Consider the following 306-nt stretch of genomic DNA (forward strand, 5'->3'; position numbering starts at 1 on the left):
GGTGGGAGAGCCAAGATTCTAAAAAAACCCACTCACTGCGAAGTGGGTTTTTTTATGCCGGTATTTTTCGGATTAAATATCTATATGAGTCTTGTTTGTAGTTTTAGCGACTCGCAACCATGGCAGAGAATAATCACGCACCCCCTCTACCTTTAATCTGGGTTACATAAACATAACATTTTGAACTACAATCATTTTTGATTATTTTTAAAACACTTGATTCAGTTTTTTCAGCTTTTTTATAAAAGTGCCTTGACCCCTTTTTAAATCTCTCTATAATCGCTTGCAGATTCTCCAATAGCTCAG

It is taken from the genome of Acinetobacter sp. UBA1496, from assembly GCF_002324975.1.
In the GTDB taxonomy this organism is placed as follows: domain Bacteria; phylum Pseudomonadota; class Gammaproteobacteria; order Pseudomonadales; family Moraxellaceae; genus Acinetobacter; species Acinetobacter variabilis.